Below are 18,029 nucleotides of genomic sequence, written 5' to 3'. Positions count from 1 at the left end.
CCGGCCACCCGACGAGCGCGGTGCGCGGGCAGCGGTCAGGGCCGGAGCACGTAACGGCCGCGTACCCCGCCCTTGGCGACCGCCCGGTGGGCGTCCGCCGCCCGGTCGAGCGGCAGCACGGCGTGCACCCGGGCCGGCAGTTCGCCGGACGCGGTGCGGGCGAGCAGGCCGGCGAGCTGCCGGCCGTCCGCATGCGTGTCCACGGCCGCGACGCTGACGCCGCGGGCCGGGGCCGGCCGGATGTTCGGCCGGACCCCGACGAACGCGCCGCCGTCCCGGATCAGGGCGAACGCCTGCTCCTGGAGGTTGGCGGCGTCGGCCACCGCGTCGAAGTCCGGCTCGGCCCGCGCGGTGAAACCGGCGCCGAGGCCCCGCACGAAATCCTCGTCCTCCGCGCGGGCCAGGCCGGTCACCCGCCAGCCCCGGTCCGGGGCGAGCGAGAGGACGTACGCGCCGACCGCGCCGGCCGCGCCGGTGACCAGCAGCCGGTCGGCCCCGGCCGGCGCGTCGCCGAGCAGATCGACGACCTGCGCCGCGGCCAGCCCGTTCAGCGGCACCGTCGCCGCCGCCACCAGGTCCAGCCCGTCGGGTACGACGGCCAGGTCGGCGGCCGGCACGACGAGCTGCTCGGCGTACGTGCCGTAGTCGCGGTCGAATCCGACCACCAGGCCGGCGACCCGGGTGCCGGCGGTCAGGTCGACGCCAGCGCCGGTGGCGACGACGGTGCCGGCGAAGTCCCAGCCCAGGCCGGTGTGGTGCGGTTGATTGATCATGCCCAGGCCGTGGAAGAAGCCACTGGCGACGCCGAGGTCGACGGGGTTGACGGCTGCGGCGGCCACCTCCACCCGCACCTCGCCGGGCCCCGGCTCGCGCAGCGGAACGTCGATGATCTCGATGCTGCCGGGTTTGCCCGAGGTGCGGACGACTGCGGTGCGGAAGGTGCGCGTACTCATCTGTGGTGCTCCTTGTCCTTGACGGCTCTCCCACACCACGATGGAGGGGTAACTCTCCAACGGGAAGAACGCACTTGAGAGTGCGTAGGGCACCCTCGGGTGGGAAGGAGCAGCCGATGTCGACGCGAACGGCGACCGAGAGGCGGGCCCAGGCGCGGGCGGAGTACGACGCGTTCCTGGCCGTGTGCCCCAGCCGTCAGTTGCTCGCCCGGATCTCCGACAAGTGGGTGGCGCTGATCCTGGCCGCCCTCGGTCGCGACGGTCCGGACGGCGACGCCGGCCCGCAGGTGATGCGCTACTCGGAGTTGTCCCGCCGGCTGGCCGGGGTCAGCCAGAAGATGCTCACCCAGACGCTGCGTTCCCTGGAACGCGACGGCCTGATCATCCGGACGGTGACGCCTACCGTGCCGGTGACCGTCACGTACGAGCTGACCGACCTGGGCCTGTCACTGCACCGGCTGACCTACGGCATAAAGGTGTGGGCGGAGGCGCACATGGACGAGGTGAACCTCGCGCGCGAACGGTACGACGCGCGCTGACCCACGACGATCGCTCGGAAGTTTCCGGCCTGCCGGAGGTGCGTTCTGGGGAAGTCATCGACATTGACCGATCGCGGACTGCCGAGTATGTTCCGTGAAGTTACCGGTAGTTTTCCGAAAAGTTTCGGAGCTGACGGTAGGGGCGTGGGCTTCCACGCCCGCCACCACCTTGCACATCACCGTCCGATATGCAGAGGAGTGTCATGGAACGTGTACTGAGGCGTGGTCGCTATCGCATGGCGGTGGCCGCAGCCGCCGGCTCGCTGGCGTTGGCCGGCGCCGGGCTGCTGGTGCCCGGTCCGGCCCAGGCGGCCTCCACCCTGGGCGCCGCCGCCGCGCAGTCGGGCCGATACTTCGGCACCGCCATCGCGGCGAGCAGGTTGAACGACTCGACGTACAGCACCATCGCGGCGCGCGAGTTCAACATGATCACGGCTGAGAACGAGATGAAGCCGGACGCCACGGAGCCGAACCAGAACCAGTTCAACTTCAACTCCGGCGACCAGATCTACAACTGGGCCACCCAGCGTGGCCTGAAGGTCCGCGGGCACACCCTGGCCTGGCACGCCCAGCAGCCCGGCTGGATGCAGAACATGCAGGGCAGCACGCTGCGTAACGCGATGATCAACCACATCAACGGTGTGATGGCCCACTACAAGGGCAAGCTCGCCGCGTGGGACGTGGTGAACGAGGCGTTCAACGAGGACGGCAGTCGCCGTAACTCCAACCTCCAGGGCACCGGCAACGACTGGATCGAGGTGGCGTTCCGGACCGCGCGGGCGGCCGACCCGAACGTGAAGCTCTGCTACAACGACTACAACATCGAGAACTGGTCGTACGGCAAGACGCAGGGCGTCTACCGGATGATCCAGGACTTCAAGTCCCGGGGCGTGCCGATCGACTGCGTGGGCCTGCAGACCCACTTCACCGGTGGCAGTTCGCTGCCGAGCAACTTCCAGACCACGCTGTCCAGCTTCGCCGCCCTCGGTGTGGACGTGGCGCTGACCGAGGTGGACGTCACCAACTCGTCCACCTCGCAGTACGCCGGGCTGACCCAGGCGTGCCTGAACGTCCCTCGCTGCATCGGCATCACCGTCTGGGGCGTCCGCGACAGCGACTCGTGGCGCTCCAACGAGAGCCCGCTGCTGTTCGACGGCGGCGGCAACAAGAAGGCCGCGTACACCTCGGTCCTCAACGCCCTGAACGCCGCCGGCCCCGGGCCGACCACCTCGCCCACCACCTCGCCGACGGCGACGCCGACCACCTCGCCGACCGCGACGCCGACCACGCCGCCGCCGTCCGGTGGCGCCGGCCGGATCGTCGGCAGCCAGTCGGGCCGGTGCATCGACGTGCCGAACTCGTCGCAGAACAACGGCACCCGGGTGCAACTCTACGACTGCCACGGTCAGACCAACCAGCAGTGGACCTCCACCAGCAGTAGGCAACTGACTGTGTACGGCGGTAGCCGCTGCCTGGACGCCGCCGGCTCCGGCAACGGCGCGGCGGTGCAGATCTACAGCTGCAACGGCCAGGCCAACCAGCAGTGGAACCTCAACTCCAACGGCACCATCACGGGCGTCCAGTCCGGCCGCTGCCTCGACGTCTGGGGCACCGGAAACGGGCAGCAGGTCCAGCTCTACGACTGCAACGGGCAGTCCAACCAGCAGTTCCGGCTCGTCACGAGCTAGTCGACAGGTCGACAGGCGGTGGCCCATCGTTTCGGCGGTGGGCCACCGTGGGCTCCGGCCCTGCCCCGGGAGCCTGCGGCTCGACCGGGGCGGTAGGCACGGCCGGCGGCACGCCGGCAAAGTCTGGGCGCTGTTGTGGTCAGCGGCAGTCAGTCATGGGATGCGGCTTGAGCCGGTGCGGACTGTGTGGCGCGGATCGGCAGGAGAAAGGTTGCGGTGGTCAGTGCCGGGGCGCCGAAGCGGAAGTACGCGAAGAGGACCGCGTGTAGCCAGGCGGCTGGTCCGGTCAGGCGTAGTGGCTCGCTGTCGGCGAAGACGAGTACCACGCCATGTGGGTCGAGGTGGTATTCCATGACGGCGGCGTGGTCGAACGACAGCCACCGTCCGAAGGAGTAGCACCAGGTTCGGGTGGGGGTGAGCACGACCCGGGTGAGTTGGTGGTCGCGCCACTGTGGGCGGGCCAGGCGCGCGGCTCGGGAGCGGGCGTTGCTGTTGCCGACGGCGTTGGCGAGCAGGGCGCCGGTGACGAAGGCCGGCGACCCGAACGCCGCCGCGGAGGTCTGCTGGTACGTGACCACTGTGCCGTAGTGCCGCGCGTAGTGCAGTCGGGCGTCCAGGTGGACCGGTTCCTCGATGAGGAACCCCGGAGCGGGCACGGCTCCGGACTGTCCGCCCTGGGCGAGGAATTCGAGGGTACGACGCGCGGCGTCACGACCGTCCGCCCACGAGGTGTCGACGGCAGGGGGCCGCAGCAGCCGGCCGATGCCGTAGCCGGCCGCGTAGGCGGCCAGCGCCCACGGGGCGGCGACGCCGACGACGGTCACGGTGAGCCAGCGTCGATGGCCGAAACCGCGCCGGTGGCGTCCCTCCACGATCCCCACACACAGCCCGGTGATCGCCGTCGCCGCGACGTATGCGCCAGCGATCAGTACCAGCAGGCCCAGGAGTGCACTGACCTCCGAGCACGCGTCCGGAAGATCGGCGTCTGAATCGCCGATCGATGATCCATGAGCCCGCAGGCATCGCTCCGTGGACCGGTACGACCGATCGACGCCCCACACCAACGCCGGTGTGGCGACCGCGGTGGCGACGGCGGTGACGGTCCAGTGCCGGCTCTTCGGCGGTGGGGGCACGAAGGACATGACCGACCGCCGCCCCCTCAGTCATCGCATCAGCATGCTCCGACGCGCGATGCTACCGCTCGGCCGATACGCTGTGGGCCCGCATGTGCGGTCGGCCTGCTGGCTGCGTGGACGAAGCTCAGCCATCCGTCGCAGCCCAGGCGGACCTCAACCCCAGGTCGGGTGATCGGGTAGCCTGATGGCCCGACGGGCCGTTAGCTCAATTGGCAGAGCTGAGGACTTTTAATCCTTAGGTTCTGGGTTCGAGTCCCAGGCGGCCCACCAGCAACCACCGCTGAGCTGCGGAAACGCCTGACGAAGATCATCGGGCACAACCAGGGCACAACTCAGCCCCGATCCTGGTCTGCACGGAGATCCCGCCGACCACTGCCCGCGTCCAGCAAGAGACCACCGACCAGGCCGCGCGGCCGGTCCTTCTTGGGTAACCAGTCAAGGGCGGGCCTGCGGCCCGCCGCCGTGTTCGCGCCGGGGCGCGCGTGCGGCCTGGCGGCCGGTCACGCCCCGGCGCACGGCGCAGCAAGAGGAGCGAGCGACAGCCGCAGCCGCCAGGCGGCCGGACGCGCGCCGGGTTGCCGGGGCGCGCACGGCGTTCGAGTCGACCGACAACCCTCGTGTAGCCCGGCGCTAGAACGGGCCGCCGCCGGAGCTTGGCTCCGAGAATGACGCGCAAGGCAGGGACGGCAAGCCCCAAGCATGGGGGCGGTGTCCGTCGAGGTCGGGCGGGTGACCCCCCGTGCCCACTCCCACCGGAGTCCAGGTCAGGTCAAACCCGCACCTGGGAAGGGGGTAGGGGTCGTCGGGGGCCGGGCGGTCGCCCGGGGGTCGAGTCCGCGGTTGGTCCCGGTCAGGTCAAGGGCGCTGCTGTGGCGGTGTCCACCGGGTGTTCGGTCGCGACACGAAAGCCGAGCCCGACTTCAGGCGCCCATCAGAACGACGGACCCGCTTGAGGCCCGCCAGCCGTACGAAGATCTCCCGCTTGCTGACGGCCTGGCCCTGGCCGTCGAGCTGGTAGCCGGTCACCCACGCCCAGCCGTCATACGTGGGCCGAGGGCAGACCGAGATCACCCGGAACATGAAGGCCGGCTCTCTCGCAAACTGCACCGACGCTTCCCGACTGATCAGCAGTTCCTCACCCGGCGTCAGGGGCTGGATATGGGGAAGGCCCCGTGCGTCAGGAGACATGCTCTTCCTCCCTGCGGTGGCCCTGCCCGACCGGGGTCGGAGGAGCCCGGCCGGGCAGGGGTACCGCCGCACCGGGGCGAGTTCGGGTCTCCACGACCAGCACAGCGGGATAGCCGCACCGTACCAAGTGTGGTCCACCTACGTCTAGGTACGTAGAAGGTTGATGCCGCTCATGTCGGGACTTCTAGCGTCAGCAACATGGAGCCCGACCCGGACGCTGAGATCGACCACGGCGCGCCGCTGCCGCCCTATCGCCAACTGGCCGGAATCCTCGTGGCCCGGATCCGTCGGGGTGACTGGCAGCCCAACAGAGCTATCCCGTCCGAATCTCAGCTCGTCCAGGAGTACGGCGTTGCTCGGGCGACCGTGCGACGCGCTATCGCCGTACTGGTCGACCAAGGCGTGTTGTTCGTGGTGCCGCAACGCGGGACGTTCGTCAAGCCGGAGGATCAGCAGCCTTCGACCTCCGACGCATGATCATCGGGCACAGATCCGGCACAACTGAGGCCGGAAACCCCTGTAAAACGCTATTAGGCGTTGAAGGCCGCTGCCCTGCTCACAGGGCGGATCTGTCCAGTTAATGCTGATCCGTCGACGCTGTCCGACACTATGGGTTCGAGCCCCAGGCGGCCCACCACCGAACGCGATCATGCTGCCGAACTGCGCGTTTGCGGTTCGCATGGTAGGCGTACCAGCCGAATTGGGCACAGTGAATCCATGGTGCCGGATATTGGCTGCGACGCAACTGTCCTGACCCGGGGCCGCGCGGCGAGCGCCGCGTCGTGTTGGATGGGAGGGTGGAGACCCTTCGCGTCGAGTTCCTGAGGGAAGCCGATCGCCGGGCGATGTGTCGGATGATCGAGGACTCTGGCGATGTAGCGCTCGACGTGCTGTTGCGCTACAGGCGTCCGAGCAGCCTCTACACGACGTTCGTGGCAGTCCGAGGTGACGCGATCGAGGGGATGCTGACCGGATCGTTCGATTCCAACGTCGCTGAGAGTGGGGCGTTCGAGTCGTACGAGTTGCCAGTCGCACCGCACGCCTTCCTTGATCGGATTCATGTGCACTCGGCGGTGCGGCATGCGGGTGTCGGCGGTGCCTTGATCGCGGCGTACGCGACAGAAGCGGCCGAGCGGGGCTGCACTTTCGTCGCGGGCACGATCGACGTCTCATCGGATCCGGCGGCCAGGATCATGTTCTTTAAGCGGTGCGGCTTCCACGTCGTCGGTCAGGAAAACTTTGGTGCGCGGCCGGCTGATCTTCTTGGTGGGACGACTGGACGCAGGCGTCCTGTCCAAGATCGCCTAAAGGGTGTCTCGTAACTCGGTGGAGGCGTTGCCGGGTAACGGTGCTGGGTGTCATCCGGTGAGGATGATGTTGTGGATGCGGGCGATACCGGAAGGCGGTGTCGGTCAGTGCGTGGGCGGTGCTCGACCTGCACTTCTCGGTTCGCATGCTGCCTCAAGGTATAGGCCCAGCTATAGTTGGTTCATGCCTCACGGCCCCGCCCGTCGCTGGGCGATCAGAACGACCAGCGATGTCCGCGACTGGTTGCGCTCGCTCCGCCAAACCGATCCGGCGACGTACCGGTCGGTCAACGTAGCGATCGATATGCTCGCGGAGACCGGACCGGGCCTGGGACGTCCGTTGGTCGACACACTCAGAGGGTCGAGCATCGGCAACCTCAAGGAGCTGCGACCGAGGTCTGGGCGGGACGTCGCGATCCGGGTTCTTTTCGTCTTTGATCCCTGGTCACAGGCGGTGCTGTTGGTGGCTGGCAACAAGGCCGGAGACTGGTCTCGATGGTACGAGGAAGCGATCCCGGTCGCCGAGGTCGCGTACGAGGGCTGGCTCGCCTTTGAGAGGAAGCGGAGGGAGGGCTGATGAGCGACTTCCATGACTGGGACGACGTCCGAGCCGAGTTGCACGACGGGGACGACGACGCACTCGATGTGGAGCGTGCCCGCACCGAGGCATGGATCAGCGCGTTCCACCTGGCCGAGGAGCGTAAGCGGCTCGGGCTCACCCAGCGGGAAGTTGCCGAGTTGATGGGGGTCACGCCCGGCCGGGTCAGCCAGATCGAGAACGGCGATCTGGAGGCCAACGAGGTCGCGACCCTGAGCCGGTACGCCCGAGCGCTGGGCGCCCGGATGCGGATCATTTTCGACTACGGCAGCGATCTCCGTCAGATCGCCTGATCCTGCACCTGGGCGCCGAGCTGCGCTCCTGAGCTGCTCATTCGCAGCGGCAACGGGTCACCGGCGATGGTCGCCGGTTGATTCGTATGGTGGTGCCTCCGGCCCACCACTTCGCGTGCCCTGCCCTGGTTCAGGACACCAGTCCCTGGCGGTAGGCGTACACCACGGCCTGGACGCGGTCCCGCAGGTCGAGCTTGGTGAGGATCCGGGACACGTACGTCTTGACGGTTTCCTGACTGATCACCAGCGTCGCGGCGATCTCGCTGTTGGACAGGCCGCTGGCGATCAGCCGCAGCACTTCCAGTTCCCGGGGGGTCAGCCCGACGTGGTCGGGTGTGTCGTGGACGGGCCGGATCCGGGCGGCGTACCGGCCGACGAGTTGTCGGGTGACCTCGGGGTCCAACAGCGCGGCACCGCTGGCGACGGTGCGGATGCCGTGCAGCAGTTGTGCCGGTGGCGCGTCCTTGAGCAGGAATCCGCTGGCCCCCGCACGCAACGCCGAGTACACGTACTCGTCCAGGTTGAACGTGGTCACCACCAGGACCTTGACCGGGTCGGCGACCCCGGCGCCGGCCAGCAGGCGGGTGGCCTCGATGCCGTCGAGCACAGGCATCCGCACGTCCATGACCACGACGTCCGGGTGCAGCCGGCCGGCGAGGTCGACCGCGGCGCGTCCGTCGGCGCACTCGCCGACCACCTCCAGATCCGGCTGGGCGCCGATGATCGTGGCGAACCCGGTACGGATCAGCGCCTGGTCGTCGCAGACCAGGACCCGGATCGGCGCGGTCACGAGGTGGTCCTCGGGATGCGTGCCGTCACCTCGAAGCCACCGTCCTCGCGCCGGCCCGCGCTGAACTCCCCGCCGAGGATGTCGACCCGTTCGCGGAGTCCGGTCAGGCCGCGTCCGCTCCCGCCTGGCGATCCGGCACCCGTACCGGATCCATCGGTGCCGACCCGCACGATGATCTCTCCTTCGCTGCGTCGCACATGCACGGTGGTGTGGCCGCCGTGGTCGTGCTTGAGGGCGTTCGTGAGCGCCTCCCGGACGACCCGGTAGGCGGTGCTCTCGGCGCTGCCGGTCGGTTCGGCCGGTCCGCCGTCCTCGGTGAGGTTCACCGCCTGGCCGGCCCGCCGGGTCTGCTCGACCAGGTCTCGCAGCCCGCCGGCCGTTTGGGTGCGCGGCTCTGCGCCGTGGTCGGGGTTGAGCAGGTCGAGCAGGTGCCGCAGGTCGCTGACGGCCTGCCGGCCGGTGTCGGTGATGGCGGTCAGCGAGCGGTCGAGGGACTCCGGGGCGGCGGTCAGGTAGCGGGCCGCCTCGGCCTGCACGACCATCGCTGTCACGTGGTGGGTCACGACGTCGTGGAGTTCACGGGCGATGCGGGTGCGTTCGGCCGTCCGGGTCGCCTCGGCGACGAGCCGGCGGCGTTCCGCCTCGGCGGTGCGGGACGACCGCAGCCATGCCCCGACGGCCCAGAAGATGGCCATGGCCAGGTAGAAGGTGACGAACCCGGTCACCCCTTCGGTCGATCCGGACCGGTCCAGGGCGACGGCAAGCGCGACGAACCAGGCGGTGACCAGGGCTACGGCGGCGCGTCGGTGCCGGTCCAGATGGGCCGCCGCGCTGAGCAGGGCGATCGGCAGGGCGACGCCCGCCGCGGTGTGGTACGCGCGGACCTGGTCGAGGGCGAAGCCGAGCGACACCAGGGCCAGGCACGCGGCCGGCCACCGCCGGCGGACGATCAGCGGCAGGGACTCGAGGACGATCACCGCCCCGGCCAGCACGTCGAAGGGCCGGTCCGGCAGGTTTCCGACCTGCGTTCCGTGACCGTCGAGCGGCGGCAACAGCGACGCGGCGACGAGTGCCAGCGCGAGCGGGAGATCCCGGACCGTGACAGCGGAGCGCCGCCACCGGTCCGGGACACGCCGGAGGCCGATCACCGGGAGAGCGTAGCGGCGGGCTCGACCGCGGCGGTACGTCGGCGACGGGGAACGAGATTCCCCCGCCGCCGGGCCAGTCGCATGAACAGGATCGTCAGCAACGCGCCCGCGAGCACCGTCACCACGCTCGCCTCCGGCCCGAACGCGCCGCCGCTCAGCACCGCCGGCCCGGACGTCTCACCGTCAAGCATCCCCTCCGCTCCGGTTTTTCCGGAGATGTCGGTGCCGAAGATGGCGGCGCCGGCGAAGTTCCACGCGAAGTGCAGACCGATCGGCAGCCAGAGCGTGCGGGTTGCCGCGTACGCGGCGGCAAGCATTCCGCCGGCCTCGATCCCGATGGCGAGTGCCCCCCACAGGCTGGCGTGCGGGTTGAGCAGGTGCATCAGGCCGAACAGGAGACCTGTCGACAGGAGCGCGCCCCAGGTGCCGAGGCGCTCCTCGACGATCCGGAACAGCACGCCACGGAACATCAGCTCTTCACTGACGGCGGCGGCGGCCATCAGGCCGAACAGTCCCACCGGGCCGGCCGCCGAGCCCCACCCGGTCACCCGGTAGCTGCCGAACGCGGCGAGCAGCGCGATGACCGCGCCGAACATACCGGCGCCGATCAGCATCCCACGACCCAGGGCGGCGCCGGCCCCGGCCCGGGCCACCTCCGTGGGCGAGCGGCGCTCCGTGCGCCGCACCACCCAGGCGTACGCGAGCAGCGCCAGCACGGCGGTCGCGACGCCGAGGATCAGCGTCAGCCACACGTTCCCCCGCGTCGCCGCGACCGCCTGGCTGCCGGCGAACGACACCACCACAAGGGTTCCGAGCTGTTTCACCAACCGCATGACGTCTCCTCCAGAGGTCCGCGGCGTGGGCGCCGCGGCTACGTCGAACGTTATGGATCAACCGGCCGCAAATCGTCACCGCACGGTGGACACCTGCCGGTAGCTCGCGCGGGGGACAGCCGTCTCACCGCCCTGACCTGCCCCGAACCGCCGCACATTGATCGGCCGCTACCGGTTGTGGAGTTGGTGGAACGGGTCTAACGTCCGTGGCTTAAACCGGTTTAGTAACGCGAGGAGGTGCCGGTGACCCGGCCAGGTCGACCGACGATCCGCGATGTCGCCCGCGCGGCAGGCGTCTCGAAGGGTCTGGTGTCCTTCGCGCTCAACGGCCGGCCCGGCGTGGCCGAGGAGACGCGGGAGCGGATCCTCACCGCGGCCCGCGCCCTGGGGTGGGAGCCGAGCCATCGGGCCCGTGCCCTGTCCGCGTCGCGGGCCTTCGCGGTCGGCCTGGTGATCGCCCGCCCACCCGAGTTGCTCGGCGCCGACCCGTTCTTCCCCGCCTTCATCGCCGGGGTGGAGCGGACCCTGTCCGACCGGGGCCAGGCCCTGGTCCTCCAGGTGGTGCCCGAGTCGGCCGAGGAGTCCGGCTACCGACGGCTGGCCGCCGACGGGCGGGTGGACGGGGTCTTCCTGCTCGACCTGCGGGTGGACGACCCCCGGCTCGCCCTGCTGGAACAGCTCGGGCTGCCGGCGGTGACGATCGCCAGGCCGATGGCGCCCAGTCGCTGGCCGGCTCTGCTGATCGACGACCGGCCGGGTGTCGCCGCGGCGGTCGCCCACCTGGTCGAGCTGGGGCACCGCCGGATCGGGCACATCGCCGGGCCGGACCACTTCCTGCACGGGCGGGTCCGCCGGCTGGCCTGGGAGCGGGCGCTCGCGGACGCCGGCCTGCCCGCCGACCTCTGCGTCGCGTCGGACTTCTCGGCGGCCGGCGGCGCGCACGCCACCCGCGCCATGCTCGACCGGGCCGAGCGGCCGACCGCGATCGTGTACGCCAACGACCTGATGGCCATCGCCGGGCTCGCGGTGGCCCGGGAACTCGGCGTCGACGTGCCCGGACACCTGTCGGTGACCGGGTTCGACGACGCGGAGCTGGCCGGCTACGTCAGCCCGCCGCTGACCACCGTGCGAACCGACCCGTTCGAGTGGGGGCGGGCAGCCGCGCACGCCCTGCTCGCGCTCATCGACGGCGAACCCGTGACCGACGTGTCCACGCCGCCCGCGCAGCTCGTTCTCCGCGCCTCCACCGCACCACCACCACCGGCGCCGCCCGCCCAGCGGCGCCGTCCGCCCTCACCGTCCCGATCGGAGCAGACATGAAACGCACCCTCCCGGCCCTGCTGCTGACCGCCGCGCTCGCCGTCACCGCGGGCTGCGACGGCAGCGGCGGTGGCGGCGACGCCACCGAGGCGAACGCCGCCCGTGGGCCGATCGACATCTGGCTCTCCAACAACCAGGAGGAGCTGGCCTGGGGCAAGGCGATGGTCGAGGCGTGGAACACGCAGCACGCCGACCAGAAGATCAACGCCCAGGAGATCCCGGCGGGCACCAGCTCGGAGGAGGTGATCGGAGCCGCCATCACCGCCGGCAACGCGCCCTGCCTGATCTTCAACACCGCGCCGGCGGCCGTGCCGCAGTTCCAGAAGCAGGGTGGCCTGGTCGCCCTGGACTCGTTCGACGGCGGCGCCGCCTACGTCGCCGAGCGCACCGGCGAGACGGCGGAACAGTACAAGTCGCCGGACGGCAAGTTCTACCAACTGCCCTGGAAGTCCAACCCGGTGATGATCTTCTACAACAAGGAGATCTTCGCCCGGGCCGGCCTCGACCCGGAGCGGCCCTCGCTGGCGACGTACGACCAGTTCCTCGCCGCCGCCCGGAAGATCAAGTCGTCGGGCGCCGCCCAGGCCGCCATCTACCCGGCGCCCACAAGTGAGTTCTTCCAGTCCTGGTTCGACTTCTATCCGCTGTTCGCGGCGGAGACCGGCGGCAAGCAACTGGTCGGCCAGGGCAAGGCCCAGTTCGACTCGCCGGAGGGCCAGCGGGTCGCGGAGTTCTGGAAGACCCTCTACGCGGAGGGCCTCGCCCCGAAGGAGAAGTACAACGGCGACTCGTTCGCCGACGGCAAGGCCGCCATGGCGATCGTCGGCCCCTGGGCGATCTCGGTGTACGGCAGCAAGGTGAAGTGGGGCGCGGTGCCGGTGCCGACGTCCACCGGCAAGCCGGCCGACCAGATCCGCACCTTCAGCGACGCGAAGAACGTCGCGATGTACTCGGCCTGCCAGAACCGCGCCACCGCCTGGGACGTGATGCGCTTCGCCACGAGCAAGGAGCAGGACGGCGCGCTGCTGGCCAAGACCGGCCAGATGCCGCTGCGCGCCGACCTGGCGACCGCCTACCCGGACCACTTCGCCAAGAACCCGTCCTACCAGGCCTTCGCCGACCAGGCGGCACGGACGGTCGAGGTGCCGAACGTGCCGAACTCGGTGGCCGTATGGCAGGCGTTCCGCGACGCGTACTCCGAGTCTGTGGTCTTCGGCAAGAAGCCGGTGCCCGACGCCCTCGCCGCCGCCGCGGAGAAGGTCGACCAGCTCGCCGCCGGCTCCTGATGTCGGCCGCCGACACCGCGGCGGTCCCGGCCACCGGGACCGCCGCACGGAGCCCGCGACCGGCGGGCCGGGGCCGGGTGGCGGCCGTGCTGGGCCGCCACCCGGTGGGCATGGTGCTGGCCGCGCCCTACGCCGTGTTCATCGCCGTGGTGTTCGCCTACCCGCTCGGCTTCGCGGTCTGGATGAGCTTCCACGACTACTTCTTCGCCGCGCCGGGCGCGGTGGTGGACCGGCCCTTCGTCGGGCTTGACAACTACCGCGCGGTGCTCGCCGACCCGGCGGTCCGCCAGTCGTTCGGCAACATCGGGATCTTCCTGGTCATCAACGTGCCGCTGACCATGGCGCTGGCCCTGCTGCTGGCCGTCGCGCTGAACCGGGTGGTGCACGCCCGGGCGTTCCTGCGGGTCGCGTTCTACGTGCCGTACGTGACCGCGAGCGTGGCGGTGGTAGGCGTTTGGCTGTTCCTGTTCAACGCCGGAGGGCTTGTCAACTCCGTGCTCGGCCCGCTGGCGCCCGACCCGTCCTGGCTGGTGAACGAGGGACTGGCGATGCCCGTCATCGCGGTGTTCGTGGTCTGGAAGCAGCTCGGCTTCTTCATCCTGCTCTACCTGGCCGCGCTGCAGAACGTGCCGAAGGAGCTGTACGAGTCGGCGTCGGTCGACGGCGCGGGGTGGTGGCGGCGGTTCCGGTCGGTGACCGTGCCGGCGGTACGCCCGGCGACCGCCCTGGTGGTCATCCTGGCCACCATCACCGGCGCCAACCTGTTCACCGAGCCCTACCTGCTCACCGGCGGGGGCGGCCCGAACGGGGCGTCCGCCTCGCCGGTGCTGGTGATGTACCAGCGCGGCATCCAGCAGGGCCAGCCGGACGTGGCCGCCGCCATCGGCGTGCTGCTGGTGATCGGGGTGCTGATCATCTCGTTGGTCAACCGCAGGCTGATCGAGAGGGACTGACGTGACACCGAACTCCGCCGCCCGGTGGCCCGGACTGCTCCGCTACGTCGCGCTGTTCGCCGGAGCCCTGCTGTTCCTCTTCCCCTTCTACTACATGCTGATCGGCAGCCTTCAGGCCGAACCGGACACCTCGGTCGCCGGGGCGTTCCCCACCGGCGACCTCACCCTGGACAACTACCGGGACATCAACTCCCGGGTCGACCTGCTCGGCTCGCTCGTCAACTCCGGCGTCTTCACCGGCGGGGTCATCCTCGGCACGGTGGTCTTCGGGGTGCTCGCCGGCTATGCCCTGGCCCGGCTGCGGTTCCGCGGCCGGGGCACGCTGTTCGCCCTGGTGCTGCTGGTCCAGGTGATCCCCTTCCAGCTCCTGTTGATCCCGCTCTACGTGCTGATCGTGCGCGGGTACGGGCTTGCCGACTCCTACCTCGGGATGATCCTGCCGTTCGCGATCAACACCACCGCGGTCTTCGTCTTCCGGCAGTTCTTCCTGCAACTGCCGGACGAGCTGTTCGCCGCCGCCCGGATCGACGGCGCCGGGGAACTGCGGCTGCTCTGGTCGGTGGCGCTGCCACTTGTGCGCCCGGCGCTGCTGACCGCGGTGCTGCTCACCTTCATCGGGCCGTGGAACGAGTTCCTCTGGCCTTTCCTGATCACCAAGCAGGCGGACATGCAGCCGCTTGCCGTCTCCCTGGCCAACTACATCAGCAACGTGGCGGCCCGCGCCGCGAACCCGTACGGGGCCGTCCTGGCCGGCGCCTGCGTGCTGGCCGCCCCGGCCGTCGGCCTCTTCGTGGCCTTCCAACGACACTTCATCTCCACCGACATCGGTTCCGGTGTGAAAGGTTGACATGCCATCCCTTGAGACGACTGTCCCGTACACGCTGACCCGGTTGGGCGTGCTGATGGCGCCCGACCCGGCCGAGCCGTTCGAGGCCGCCGGGGTGCTCAACCCGGCGAGCGGGCGCACCCCGGACGGCCGGCTGCACCTGCTGCCCCGGCTGGTCGCCGACGGCAACGTCTCCCGGGTCGGGCTCGCCGAGGTCGAACTCCGCGACGGCGTACCTGTCGGCGTGCGCCGGCACGGCGTCATGCTGGCACCCGACGAGGGCTGGGAGCGCGGCCTGCACAACGCCGGGGTGGAGGACCCGCGCACCACCTGGGTGCCGGAACTCGGCCAGCACCTGATGACCTACGTTGCGTACGGGCCGCTCGGCCCCCGCCTCGCGCTCGCCACCTCCACCGACCTGCGTTCCTGGCGGCGGCTGGGGCCGGTGCAGTTCGCCTACCAGCCCGACCTGGACACCGACCTCAACCTGTTCCCCAACAAGGACGCGGTGTTCTTCCCCGAGCCGGTGCCCGGCCCGGACGGCCGGCCCTGCTACGCCATGCTGCACCGGCCGATGTGGGACCTGGGCTGGTTCCGTCCGGGCGAGGGGGTGCACCTGCCGGCCGGGACCACCGACGAGCGGCCCGGCATCTGGATCTCGTACGTGCCGGCGGACGAGGTGCACGCCGACCTCGCCGCGCTGGCCCGCCCCCGGGACCACCGGGTGGTGGCCCTGTCCGAGTTCCCCTACGAGGAGCTGAAGATCGGCGCCGGCCCGCCGCCGCTCCGGGTGCCGGAGGGGTGGCTGCTCATCCACCACGGGGTGACAGGTCAGGCCCCCAGCGGCTGGGACCCGACCACCCAACGGGTCGAGTACGCGGCCGGGGCGATGCTGCTGGACCCGGCCGACCCGGCGCGGGTGCTGGCCCGCACCGCCGAGCCCATCCTCGCGCCCGACACCGAGGACGAGCGGGCCGGCACGGTGCCCAACGTCGTCTTCCCCACGGCGATCGAGGAGGTCGACGGCGTGCGCTTCGTGTTCTACGGGATGGCGGACACCAAGATCGGCGTCGCCCGGCTCGACCACACCCCCTGAGCCACCGAGGAGACCACCATGAAACGCCGATCACTCCTGCTGGGCAGCAGCCTCGCCCTCGGCGCGCCCCTGCTGGGGGCGGCTCCGGCCCGGGCCGCCACCAGCGCTCCGGTGACGAACCTGTCCCACCTGGACTACCTGGGCGACCGGGTCAGCCCGCCCGGGCAGGCCGGGCACACCACCTACCGGCTCGCCGACGCGCCGGCGGTCGGGGTGCTGTGGACGTACGCCGAGCCGACCCCGGACGGCCCCTTCCGCCGGGTCGGCGGTGGGGCGTACGACCCGGACACGGACACCTGGGGGCAGGGCGCGTACAACGCCGACGACATCGCCCGCGCCGCCGTGGTCTACCTGCGGCACTGGCGGTCCACCGGCGCCACCACCAGCCGGGACGCCTCGTACGCCCTGCTGCGGGGGCTGACCTACCTACAGACCGCCACCGGACCGAACGCCGGGAACGTGGTGCTCTGGATGCAGCCGGACGGCACGCTGAATCCGAGCGCCGAGCCGGTCGAACTGCCCGACCCGTCCGACAGCGGGCCGTCGTACTGGCTGGCCCGCACCGTCTGGGCGCTTGGCGAGGGGTACGCCGCGTGGCGTGCCGCCGACCCCGGTTTCGCGTCGTTCCTGCGGGAGCGGCTCGACCTCGCGGTCGGCGCGGTGGAGCGTCAGGTGCTCGTCCGGTACGGCACCTGGCAGGTCGTCGACGGCGAGCGGACGCCCGCGTGGCTGATCGCGGACGGCGCGGACGCCACCGCGGAGGCCGTCCTGGGGCTTGCCGCGTACGTGCGGGCCGGTGGTGGCGCCCGCGCCCGGCGGGCACTGAGCCGGTTCGCCGAGGGCATCGCCGCGCTGTCCGACGGCGGCGTCCGCGAATGGCCGTTCGGTGCGGTACGCCCCTGGGCGCTGTCCCGGTCGGTGTGGCACGCCTGGGGATCGCAGATGCCCGCCGCGCTCGCCCACGCCGCACGGGTGCTCGGCGACCGGCGGCTGCTGCCGGCGGCGGTGGCCGACTCGGCGGTCTTCACGCCGTGGCTGCTCACCTCCGGCGGCCCGGACAACGGGCGGCAGCCGACCCCGACGGACCGGTCGCAGATCTCCTACGGCGTGGACTCGCGGGTGCAGTCGCTGCTCGCCGTCGCCGACGCCACCGGGCGCGCCGGGTTCCGGCAGCTCGCCGGCATGACGGCCGCCTGGTACTTCGGCGCCAACGCGGCAGGCGTGCCCGGGTACGACCCGGCGACCGGGCGCACCGTCGACGGCATCGCCGGCGACGGGACGGTCAACCGCAACGCCGGCGCGGAGTCCACCATCCACGGCCTGCTCAGCATGCTGGCGTTGGACGCCCACCCCGACGTGGCCGCGCTGGCCCGGCAGGGCCGGGTCGTGACGCGCGTCGGCGGCACCACCGTGGAGGCCGAGCAGGCCACGCTGACCGGTGACGCGAGCGTGGTCACCCCCGAATCGACGTGGACCGGCGAGTCCGCGTACAGCGGCGGGTACGCCCTGCTGCCGGCCGGCGCCACCGCCCGCTGGCGGTTGCCGGCCGCGGACCAGCCCCGGCTGGTGCTCCCGGTGGTCGAGCTGCGGCCGGGCAGTCGGGCCGTCACCAGGTGGTCCACCTCGGCGGCCGGCCGGGAGCGGACCGTGGGCACCGTCCGGCACGGGCGGGTCGGCGCGCAGGGCGTGTCGCCGGCACCCGGCGCGTTGCTTCCGGTCACGCCGAGCGGCCCGGCGCAGGTGCCGGCCGGCGCCGCCGACCTGGTCGCCGTCTCGACCGGCGGCGACGCCGTGATCGACGCGGTCCTGCTCGAACCGCTCGTCTCCAGGTATGTGATCGCCGGCGCCGGGTCGACCACAGCGCTGCTGCGCAGTGCCGCCCGCACACCGAGGACCGTCACCGTGCCGGGCTCGGGGGCGGCGACCGTCGAGACGTACGACGCGCAGGGTGTCCGACGAAGCCGGGCGCAGGCCCGGGGTGGCGCGGTGCCGGCGGTGGTGCTGCCGGGCGGCTTCACCCTCGTTCGGCGGTGACGGGAGCGCGTAGGGGCGAATCCCGGCGGTTGTGGGCCGGT

Annotated in this window: 17 protein-coding genes, 1 tRNA gene and 1 pseudogene; 13 read left to right on the top strand and 6 right to left on the bottom strand. The window is 71.1% G+C overall.

Features of this window, described 5'->3' with window-relative positions; translation table 11 throughout:
- Window positions 1–35 precede the first annotated feature (35 nt).
- The gene (locus SM450_RS06430) at window positions 36–953 is read right to left on the bottom strand and encodes an NADP-dependent oxidoreductase (protein WP_474618738.1); all 918 of its coding nucleotides are present in this window, start codon (window positions 951–953) and stop codon (window positions 36–38) included.
- Between the two features lie 116 nt (window positions 954–1,069).
- Between SM450_RS06430 and SM450_RS06425 the strand changes: the two genes are divergently transcribed.
- Window positions 1,070–1,492, top strand: coding sequence for a winged helix-turn-helix transcriptional regulator (locus SM450_RS06425; protein WP_474618737.1), 423 nt, complete (start codon window positions 1,070–1,072; stop codon window positions 1,490–1,492).
- Window positions 1,493–1,695: 203 nt separating this feature from the next.
- The gene (locus SM450_RS06420) at window positions 1,696–3,180 is read left to right on the top strand and encodes an endo-1,4-beta-xylanase (RefSeq protein ID WP_474618736.1); all 1,485 of its coding nucleotides are present in this window, start codon (window positions 1,696–1,698) and stop codon (window positions 3,178–3,180) included.
- A gap of 149 nt (window positions 3,181–3,329) precedes the next feature.
- Here the strand turns inward: SM450_RS06420 and SM450_RS06415 are convergent, their stop codons facing one another.
- Window positions 3,330–4,322 carry a hypothetical protein gene (locus tag SM450_RS06415; protein ID WP_474618735.1) on the bottom strand — a complete coding sequence of 331 codons (993 nt, stop codon included), beginning with the start codon at window positions 4,320–4,322 and terminating at the stop codon, window positions 3,330–3,332.
- Window positions 4,323–4,510: 188 nt separating this feature from the next.
- On the opposite strand from SM450_RS06415, the gene SM450_RS06410 reads away from it, so the two are divergent.
- Window positions 4,511–4,586: transfer RNA gene (locus SM450_RS06410), tRNA-Lys, on the top strand.
- Between the two features lie 645 nt (window positions 4,587–5,231).
- Here SM450_RS06410 and SM450_RS06405 read toward each other — a convergent pair.
- Window positions 5,232–5,504, bottom strand: a pseudogene (locus SM450_RS06405) (hypothetical protein); the annotation flags it as partial.
- A 198-nt stretch (window positions 5,505–5,702) separates the two neighbouring features.
- Here SM450_RS06405 and SM450_RS06400 point away from each other — a divergent pair.
- From SM450_RS06400 to SM450_RS06385, 4 genes are all read left to right on the top strand, one after another.
- Window positions 5,703–5,981, top strand: coding sequence for a GntR family transcriptional regulator (locus SM450_RS06400; RefSeq protein WP_474618734.1), 279 nt, complete (start codon window positions 5,703–5,705; stop codon window positions 5,979–5,981).
- 320 nt (window positions 5,982–6,301) lie between these two features.
- Window positions 6,302–6,826 (top strand): N-acetyltransferase family protein, encoded by a 525-nt coding sequence (locus SM450_RS06395; protein ID WP_474618733.1) that lies wholly within the window; start codon window positions 6,302–6,304, stop codon window positions 6,824–6,826.
- 169 nt (window positions 6,827–6,995) lie between these two features.
- Window positions 6,996–7,388: a type II toxin-antitoxin system RelE/ParE family toxin gene (locus SM450_RS06390; RefSeq protein WP_474618732.1), complete on the top strand. Its 393-nt coding sequence runs from the start codon at window positions 6,996–6,998 to the stop codon at window positions 7,386–7,388.
- Complete coding sequence (locus tag SM450_RS06385; RefSeq protein ID WP_474618731.1) at window positions 7,388–7,702, top strand: helix-turn-helix domain-containing protein; 315 nt, start codon at window positions 7,388–7,390, stop codon at window positions 7,700–7,702. Before SM450_RS06390 ends, SM450_RS06385 begins: the two co-directional genes overlap by 1 nt.
- A 130-nt stretch (window positions 7,703–7,832) precedes the next feature.
- On the opposite strand, the gene SM450_RS06380 is transcribed toward SM450_RS06385, so the two are convergent.
- From SM450_RS06380 to SM450_RS06370, 3 genes are read right to left on the bottom strand one after another with little or no spacing between them, the layout of a single operon-like run.
- Entirely contained in the window at window positions 7,833–8,492 is a 660-nt protein-coding gene (locus SM450_RS06380) for a response regulator (RefSeq protein ID WP_474618730.1), read from the bottom strand.
- Window positions 8,489–9,640 carry a sensor histidine kinase gene (locus SM450_RS06375; protein WP_474618729.1) on the bottom strand — a complete coding sequence of 384 codons (1,152 nt, stop codon included), beginning with the start codon at window positions 9,638–9,640 and terminating at the stop codon, window positions 8,489–8,491. Before SM450_RS06375 ends, SM450_RS06380 begins: the two co-directional genes overlap by 4 nt.
- Complete coding sequence (locus SM450_RS06370; RefSeq protein ID WP_474618728.1) at window positions 9,637–10,473, bottom strand: lysostaphin resistance A-like protein; 837 nt, start codon at window positions 10,471–10,473, stop codon at window positions 9,637–9,639. Before SM450_RS06370 ends, SM450_RS06375 begins: the two co-directional genes overlap by 4 nt.
- Before the next feature lie 243 nt (window positions 10,474–10,716).
- On the opposite strand from SM450_RS06370, the gene SM450_RS06365 reads away from it, so the two are divergent.
- Genes SM450_RS06365 through SM450_RS06340 form a run of 6 tightly spaced genes read left to right on the top strand, consistent with a single transcriptional unit; the run spans window position 10,717 to window position 17,988 of the window.
- Complete coding sequence (locus SM450_RS06365) at window positions 10,717–11,793, top strand: LacI family DNA-binding transcriptional regulator (protein WP_474618727.1); 1,077 nt, start codon at window positions 10,717–10,719, stop codon at window positions 11,791–11,793.
- Window positions 11,790–13,079, top strand: coding sequence for an ABC transporter substrate-binding protein (locus SM450_RS06360; RefSeq protein ID WP_474618726.1), 1,290 nt, complete (start codon window positions 11,790–11,792; stop codon window positions 13,077–13,079). Before SM450_RS06365 ends, SM450_RS06360 begins: the two co-directional genes overlap by 4 nt.
- Window positions 13,079–14,032, top strand: a complete 954-nt coding sequence (locus SM450_RS06355; protein WP_474618725.1) for a carbohydrate ABC transporter permease — start codon at window positions 13,079–13,081, stop codon at window positions 14,030–14,032. The genes SM450_RS06360 and SM450_RS06355 overlap by 1 nt, the downstream gene beginning before the upstream one ends.
- Window position 14,033: 1 nt before the next feature.
- Entirely contained in the window at window positions 14,034–14,879 is an 846-nt protein-coding gene (locus tag SM450_RS06350) for a carbohydrate ABC transporter permease (RefSeq protein ID WP_474618724.1), read from the top strand.
- 1 nt (window position 14,880) lies between these two features.
- Entirely contained in the window at window positions 14,881–15,954 is a 1,074-nt protein-coding gene (locus SM450_RS06345) for a glycoside hydrolase family 130 protein (protein WP_474618723.1), read from the top strand.
- Window positions 15,955–15,972: 18 nt separating this feature from the next.
- A complete protein-coding gene (locus SM450_RS06340; protein WP_474618722.1) occupies window positions 15,973–17,988 on the top strand; it encodes a hypothetical protein in 2,016 nt (671 codons plus the stop codon).
- Window positions 17,989–18,029 lie beyond the last annotated feature (41 nt).

This window comes from Micromonospora marincola, assembly GCF_056150385.1.
This window is presented reverse-complemented; position numbering and strand designations above follow the sequence as displayed.